5 protein-coding genes are annotated in these 7359 nt (G+C 75.4%); 2 read left to right on the top strand and 3 right to left on the bottom strand.

Going from position 1 to position 7359, the window contains the following annotated elements; genetic code table 11:
- Positions 1-91: 91 nt before the first annotated feature.
- The 3 genes from ACZ7EC_RS20155 to ACZ7EC_RS20145 all read right to left on the bottom strand — a co-directional run bounded on the left by ACZ7EC_RS20155 (position 92) and on the right by ACZ7EC_RS20145 (position 4644).
- A complete protein-coding gene (locus ACZ7EC_RS20155) occupies positions 92-1585 on the bottom strand; it encodes a protein kinase domain-containing protein (protein ID WP_471064281.1) in 1494 nt (497 codons plus the stop codon).
- A 38-nt stretch (positions 1586-1623) separates the two neighbouring features.
- Complete coding sequence (locus tag ACZ7EC_RS20150; protein ID WP_471064255.1) at positions 1624-2250, bottom strand: hypothetical protein; 627 nt, start codon at positions 2248-2250, stop codon at positions 1624-1626.
- A gap of 102 nt (positions 2251-2352) precedes the next feature.
- Positions 2353-4644: an N-6 DNA methylase gene (locus ACZ7EC_RS20145; protein WP_471064254.1), complete on the bottom strand. Its 2292-nt coding sequence runs from the start codon at positions 4642-4644 to the stop codon at positions 2353-2355.
- 221 nt (positions 4645-4865) lie between these two features.
- Between ACZ7EC_RS20145 and ACZ7EC_RS20140 the strand changes: the two genes are divergently transcribed.
- Both ACZ7EC_RS20140 and ACZ7EC_RS20135 read left to right on the top strand, forming a co-directional pair.
- A complete protein-coding gene (locus ACZ7EC_RS20140) occupies positions 4866-5573 on the top strand; it encodes a hypothetical protein (RefSeq protein WP_471064252.1) in 708 nt (235 codons plus the stop codon).
- 31 nt (positions 5574-5604) lie between these two features.
- A complete protein-coding gene (locus ACZ7EC_RS20135; RefSeq protein ID WP_471064250.1) occupies positions 5605-7311 on the top strand; it encodes a M48 family metalloprotease in 1707 nt (568 codons plus the stop codon).
- Positions 7312-7359: the final 48 nt, after the last annotated feature.

The raw sequence follows: 7359 nt of genomic DNA, 5'->3' as shown, positions 1-7359 counted from the left end.
GGGCGACATGGCGGAGCCATGGCAACCGACGACAACGCCGCGAGGCGCGGTGCCAGGGCCCGCGAGCCCGGCATGATCCAAACGAGAGGCCCTAGGCGCGCACCTGGCCCAGCCAGTGCAGGGTGCGGCGGATCTCGACGGCCATCGGATGACCGGGGCCGCCGAGGCGTTCCACGTCCAGCGCCAGGCGGGCGAGCGTGTCGTGCGCGGCGGGCCGGTCGCCGAGGGCGAGCAGCAGATGGCCGATGCGCCGGCGCACCTCGTGGGCCTGCCGCGGGTCGCCGGAGACGTACTGGTTCTCGTAGTACGGCAGCAGGGCGCGGTACTCGGCGAGCGCCGCCGCCGGTTCGCCGAGCTGTTCGAGGCATTGCGCGGCCTCGTAGCGGAAGCGCAGGGACGCCGGATCGGCCTGGCCGGCCTCGGCGGCGCGTTCGTCGGCGAGCCGGCGCAGTTCGGGCAGCGCGCGCCGGTACTGGCCGTCGTCCATGAGGGTCGCCGCGTACTGCTTGCGCAGGGTGCGCACCACCGGGGAGTGCTCGCCGTGCTGTTCGGCCGCGGCGGGCAGGATCGCGCCCAGGATGTCGACGGCCTGGGTGATACGGCCTTCTCCCAGCAGGCGTTTGACCTCGTCCACGGCGGCGGCGACATCGGGTTTTCCGGCCGCCGGAGCCGCCGGCGCGGCGGGGGCGGGCCGGGGCGCGGGGGTGCGGGCGCGGTCGGGCCAGGGGGCGTGCGGGCGCAGGAAGGGGCGTGTGGGGTCCAGGGGCGCACCGCTGGGGGTGCCGCGCGCGGGCAGCAGCGGCGCCAGGTGCTCGTACACCTCCTGCGCGGAGGCCGGCCGGTGCTGCGGGTCCTTGGCGAGCAGCCGCAGCACCAGGCTCTCCAGCGCCTCCGGGACCTCGGGGCGGATCCGGCGCACGGGCAGCGGCGGCTCGTACAGATGGCGGTGCAGCACGCCGAGCGCGGTGGCACCGGTGAACGGCACGTCCCCGCTGAGCAGTTCGTGCAGCAGCACCCCGAGCGCGTACAGGTCGGTGTACGGGCCGACCGCGCCGCCCATCGCCTGCTCGGGCGCCATGTAGGCGGGCGAGCCGATCGGGGAGCCGGTGTGGGTGAGCCGGGTGGTGTCGGTGTCCATGACGGAGGCCACGCCCAGGTCCAGGACGGTGACCAGGCCGTCCTGTTTGACCATCACATTGCGGGGCTTGAGGTCGCGGTGGACGATCGGCACGGCGTGTACGGCACTCAGCACGGCGCACAGCTGCGCGGCCACCGCGACCGCCCACGGCCAGGGGTACGGGTCGTGCTCGGCGAGGTGGTCGGCGAGGTCGGCGCCGTCGACGTACTGCATGACGAGGAACAGCTCCTCGCCCTCGCTGCCCGCGTCGTGCACGGTGACCAGACCGGGGTGGTCGACCTGTGCGGTCACCCGGCACTCGCGCTCGAAGCGGCGGCGCAGCTCGTCGGCCTCCTGGCCCGCCACCTTGTCGGGGCGCAGCAGCTTCACGGCCACGCGCCGGTCGAGCCGCCGGTCGTACGCCGTCCACACCTGGCCCATGCCGCCCTGGCCGATCAGGGTGGACAGTTCGTAGCGGCCGGCGACCACGCGTCCTGTCGCCACGGTCACCTTCCGCTTCCGTCCGCGTGCCGCTCGTCCGGTCGTCCGTCGTGCTTGCGCAGGTAGTCGCTGAGTTCGTCCAGCTCGGCCCGCACCTGGTCGATGCGCGCGGGGGCCGGGCGGTGCGGGGGCGGGACGACCGGCGGCGGGCCGGGGAGGGGAGTGTGCGGGGCCGTCGGGGGCGGGGTGGGCAGGCCGGACAGGACGGGGGCGACGGGCGCGGGATACGGCGGGGCCGCCGGGCCCGGATAGCCGTACGCCGGTATCGGCCGGGCCTCGGACTCCGCGCGGCGGCGCCCGTAATGGCGTATCTCCGCGATGAGGTAGTACGTGGTCACGGCGACCAGCGTGACGAGCACCAGGCACATGCCCCCGGTGCCGCGGGCGCCCGACGCGTCGTCGGACGGATCGCTGCCCACCAGGGCGAAGCTGACGACAGCGGCGGTCATCGCGGCCGCGAACAGCCACCAGTCCAGGCCCCGGCGGGTGACGGCGGCCAGGCGCAGCAGCATCGCCCAGGACAGGAAGCCGACGCTGAGGAAGCCGATCGCCACGAACAGCACGCGCAGCAGGACCAGCACCGCGGGATGCGGCGGCCTCTTGGCCGGCTGTCCGTGGCCGTGGCCCTGCATGGCTGCTCCTGATTGCCCGAAGTCGCCGGAGGTGGCGTGTGGATCGAGCATATGGCCCGGCACCGACAACACATCTGGGATGTATCAAACCGTTGTCAGCGCTCAGTCGGGGGCGACGGTGCCGTCCGTGAGGCCGTCGTACATCCCGCGCACCAGGTGGTCGCCGAGCCTGCTCGCCTGGCGCAGTGCCCGCTCGAACTCGTCCAGGGCGTGGAACCGGGCGCCGTAGCGCCGCTGTTCGGCCAGCGGCAGCCGGGGCAGCTGGAGCCGGCGCACATCGAGCCGGGTGGCGGTGGAGGCGTAGCTGCTGGCCTGCCGGTTGTTGGCGGTGCCGCGCAGGAATCCGGCGAGGAACCAGGGGTCGAGCGCCGTCGGATCGGGGCGCAGCAGGACGAGGTTGCGCCCCAGGGCGGCGCCCGCGGTGGCCTCCTCGATCACGCGCGCCACCGAGCCGCCGCCGAGCACCGGTACGACGACGTCGCCCGGCTCGGTCAGCACGGCCTCCTCGTCGCTCTCCGGCAGCGTGCCCGAGGGTGCGGTGGCGGCGAGGACGTCGGTGTCGGTGAGCACGGGCAGGCGCGCGTGGCCGCCGTTGCCGCCGGCGCGCATCACCAGGGCGCCCGCGCGGGCCAGTTCACCGATGGTGGTGAGCGGCCAGCGCTCGGGCGGGGCCGGGGCGGCGGCCGGCGGGGTGAGGTCGGCGGTCAGGCGCAGGGTCTCGCCGAGGCGTTCGCGCACCGCGGCGAGCTGCTCGGCGCCGTCGGCCACGGCGGGCGGCGGCAGATGGCGGCCGGGCGCCAGGTCCACGTCGTCGTCGAGGAGTTCGATGACCGGCACCGAGCGGGCGAGGCCCGGCCGCTCCGCCAGCCGTCCCGCGCGTGTGAAGGCGCGCCAGGCGTCCAGGACGGCATCGCGCACCGCCGCCCAGTCCGGCCCGCCGCGCCCCTCCCCGGCGAACTGCCCGGTGTCCATGAGCAGCACCTCGGGCGAGGCCGGATTCCGCTCGGGCCGGCGCAGCACCCAGAGGTGGAGGGGGATGTTGTACGGCGGTGCCGCCCCGACCGGCAGCGCCAGCACCGCCCGCAGCGCGCCCCGGCGCAGCAGGTCGGCGCGGATCCGGCGGCCGGAGCGGCGGGAGGCCGCGGCCGGCGGCATCAGCAGGACGGCGGTGCCGCCCCCGGTGAGCCGGGCCAGGGCGTGCTGCACCCAGGCCAGCTCGGACTCGGTGCGGGCCGGGAAGCCGTACTCCCAGCGGGGGTCGTAGGCGAGTTCGTCGTGGCCCCAGTTGCGCTCGTTGAACGGCGGGTGGCACAGCACGGCGTCGGCGCGCAGTTCCGGGAAGGCGTCGGCGCGCAGGGTGTCCCCGGCGGCGGCGCGCACGCCGGCGCGCGAGTGCAGCGCGAGCCGCAGCGCGGTGACCGCGGCGAGGTCGGGGGCGCTGTCCTGGGCGTACAGCCACTGCTCGGGGCGGGTGTCCACGGCCCGCAGCAGGGCGCCGGTGCCGCACGCCGGGTCCAGGACGGTGCGGGCCGGACCGGCCAGGTCGGCCATGAGGGCGGCGAGTCCGGAGGGGGTGAGCGTGTACTGGCGGGGGTTGGCGTCCAGGTGCCGGCCCAGCAGGAACTCGAACGCCTGCCGCGCCCCCGCCTCGGCGGCGAGTTCGGCGGCACCGCGCAGGAGGGGGACGGAGGGGAGGAGCGGGGGCGGGGTGTCGGCGGCGGGGGTGCCGGTGTGCGCAGCCGGGGCGCCGGTGTGCGTGGCGGTGTCGTCGGTGTGCGTGGCGGTGTCGTCGGTGTGCGTGGCGGTGTCGTCGGTGTGCGTGGCGGTGTCGCCGGTACTCGCCCCAGAGCCGGGGCCGCCTGGCGTGGTGTTCACACCCGGCGTCGCCGGCTCGGTGTTCACACCCGCGGCGGTGGGCCCCCTGTCCGCCGCCTGAGAGTCGTCCGGCGTGTTCACATCATCCGGCGCCTCCACGCCGGGCAGCAGCGCCCCCGTCAGCTCACCGAGCCGCGGGGTCAGCGCCTGCGCCAGCGCCCCCGGCAGCAGCCGGGCCAGACGCTCGTCGGAGCCCGCGCTCGCCGCCAGCCAGACGGTGGGCCGCTCGTGGATCAGCAGCAGCGCGCAACCGGCGTGCACCAGTGCGGTGAGCGGCCCCTCGGGATGCCCCGCGAGCTGCTGCCAGACCCTTTCACGCAACGGGACTTCGGCGAGTTTCCCCTGCTTGCGCAGCCATGCCTCGACCTCGGCGAGCGCGAAGGAGGGACTGGTCTCCGTCCCCCCGACGGGCTTGGGGAAATCGGCGTGCCGGCGGCGCCAGTTGCTGACGGCGGCCCGGCCCACTCCGGCGAGCCGCGCGATGCCGGCCGCGGTCACCTCTGTCGCCTGATCCTGCACCGGCCCCACTCCCCTCGTCCCGTTTGCGCCGAGCATACCGGCGTGCACAAGATCCCTGCATTCACGACGTGTTCGTTTCCCAAGCACAGAAACGGTGTTGACTCGGTTCACAGGCTCTGCTGTTATTGACCAGGCGAACGCCGTCCGGCTCCGTGCCGGACGCGATACGGCACGCCCCGCGCCGTACGCACTTCTCCGTTCATCAGCCCTGAAGGACTGTCATGCGCCTCTCGTCCCGTGCCGCCACGCTGCTCGCCGTCACCGCGGCCCTGCCCCTGGCCCTCACCGCCTGCTCCAGCGGCTCCACGGACGCCTCCGCCCCGAGCGCGAAGCACACCGCGGCGAAGGACCCGAACGCCGGCCTGCGCACCGGCACGCAGCTGAAGAAGCTCCTGGCGCCCGCCTCCGCCTTCCCGGCCGGGTACGCCGTCGAGGGCGACAACACCGCCGACAGCGGCGCCCAGTTGCTCACCCCGTCCGCCCGGAAGACCGCCAAGCCCGACTGCACCAAGCTGGAGGGCACGTCCTGGATCCAGGTGACCGGATACGAGGACAGCGCCGCGTTCGCGCAGAACGACTACGTGAACGCGCAGAAGACCGAGGAAATCGCCCAGGAGATAGACGAGTTCCCCGTCACCCTCGGGAAGGCCGTCATGAAGCAGCTCACGGCCGTCGCCGCCGAGTGCGCGACGTACACGGACACCAGCGAGCGCGCCAAGGTGAAGGTCACCGGCAAGGCCACCACCGGGCTCGGCGACGAGGCGTACACGATGACGCTGACCAGCGGCAAGTGGCAGAACGGCTCCACCCTGATCGCGGCCCGCTCCGGCGGCTCCGTGGTCACCGTGCTGTCCACGGCGGGCACCGACAACGGCGCCGCTTCCGCGCAGAAGCTGACGACGACGCTGCTGGCCGGGCTGGCGAAGTAGGACCGCCCGCCGTCCTGCGCGACGAGTCCCGATGCCTCCCCGTCCCGCCGGTCCGGGTGCCGCCCCGCGTGCCGCGCTCGCCCTCGGCCTGCTGCTCGGGTTCTACCTGCTGGCCCTGCTCCTCCTCGTCGCCGTGGCGGCCCTCGATGCCGTCCTGGCGCGGGGCCCGTTCACCGTCGTCACCGTCGAGGGCTGGCTCGGCTCGCTGGCCGTCGCCTGGTGCGTGCTGCGGGTCCTCGTGCTCAGCCGGCGGCCCGGCGAGGAGCGGGCGGGGCCGCCGGGCCTCTCGGTGACACCGCGGGAGCAGCCGGAGCTGTGGCGGCACGTGCGGGAGCTGGCCGGACGGGTGCCCACCCGGCCGCCCGCGGAGATACGGATCGTGCCGGGCGCCGTCGCCATGGTGCGGGAGGACGCCCGGTGGCTCGGGCTGTTTCCGGGCGAGCGGCGGCTTTTCCTCGGCGTGGCCCTGCTGCTGGGACTGCCCGAGGCCGAGCTGGACGCCGTACTCGGACACGAGCTGGGCCATTACGCCCACCACGACACCCGGCTGGGCAACCTGGTGGCGGCGCTGCGCGGCCGGCTGGCGCACACCGTGGCCACCCTGGAGGAGCGGGCCGCGCGCGAAGCGGCCGGCCAACGGGCGGACTTCGCCGCGAAGGCCGCCCGGCGCCGGGCGGAGGGCAGGCCGCCGCCGCTGAAGCGGGCCCGCACACGGGGCCCGGACCACTACCTGGCCCTCCTCTTCACCGCGTACACGAGACTGTGCCTGCGCCTGACCGAGGCCGTCAGCCGACGCCAGGAGCACGCGGCCGACCTGGTCGCCGCCCGGCTCGCCGGACCGGCCGCCACCGCCGCTGCCCTGCGCCGCATACCCGCGCTGGAAGCGGCCGACGAGCTCTACCTGAAGCACTACGCCCTGATGGGCTGGGACGCCGGACTGCTGCCCCCGGAGGGCCAGTTCTACGGCGGGTTCGCCCTGCTGCTCGCGGACGGCACCCGGCGCGCGCGACTGGCGGCAGCGGCACGGGAACCGCTGCCGGAGGGAGCCGCCGAGGAGCGCTCCCCGTACGCCTCCCACCCGCCCACGGCCGACCGCCTCAGGGCGCTCGCGGCGATCCCCGGCGACGACGCGGCCCACACGCTCGGGCGACGTCCGGCCGCCGCCCTGCTGTGCACGCCGGACCGGCTGCTGGCCGACCTGGAGCAGGCCACCCTCAGCACCGGGGCACTGGCCAGACGCCGGGTCCCCTGGGCCGAACTGCCCCGCCAGGCCCACCGGGAGACCTACGCGCGTGAGGTGGAGCCGCTGCTCACCGCCATGGCCGAGCTGACCGGTGCCGCGACCGCCCCCGGCGCCGTCGCCCTGCACCGCCTCCTGGACCTGCTCGACCACGGTCTGCTGCACGACCTGGCCGCCCGGCTGCCGCGGTCCGGGCAGGCCGCCGGCAGCAGTGGCCGCGCGGCACGCGAGTTCGCCCGTACGGCCTTCCGCTCGGCCCTGCGCCGGCTGGCCCTGCTCGCCGCGCTGGAGACCGGGCTGTGCCGGTGGGAGCTGTGCTGGTCGGGGCCCCCGGTGCGGCAGTCGGCACCCGCGTGGTTCACCGAGGACCTGCCGAACGCGCTGGACCGGGCGGTCGCCGAACCGCCCCTGACCGCACCCCTGCGTACCCTCCTGCTGCGCGGCAGCGGCCACGCGCCGCCCGGCGGCACCGGGCCGGCACCCCACACCCCGGCCTGACGGCCACTCGTCCCGCTCTCCCCGGCCACCTCCCCAGGCAGCCCCGAT

The sequence above is a fragment of the Streptomyces sp. NPDC037203 genome (assembly GCF_055605065.1).
This window is presented reverse-complemented; position numbering and strand designations above follow the sequence as displayed.

Bases quoted from the DNA above. Each gene is read 5' to 3' on its own strand.
- ACZ7EC_RS20150 (WP_471064255.1), bottom strand. From the start codon at position 2,250: ATGCAGGGCCACGGCCACGGACAGCCGGCCAAGAGGCCGCCGCATCCC.
- ACZ7EC_RS20140 (WP_471064252.1), top strand. From the start codon at position 4,866: ATGCGCCTCTCGTCCCGTGCCGCCACGCTGCTCGCCGTCACCGCGGCC.
- ACZ7EC_RS20135 (WP_471064250.1), top strand. From the start codon at position 5,605: ATGCCTCCCCGTCCCGCCGGTCCGGGTGCCGCCCCGCGTGCCGCGCTC.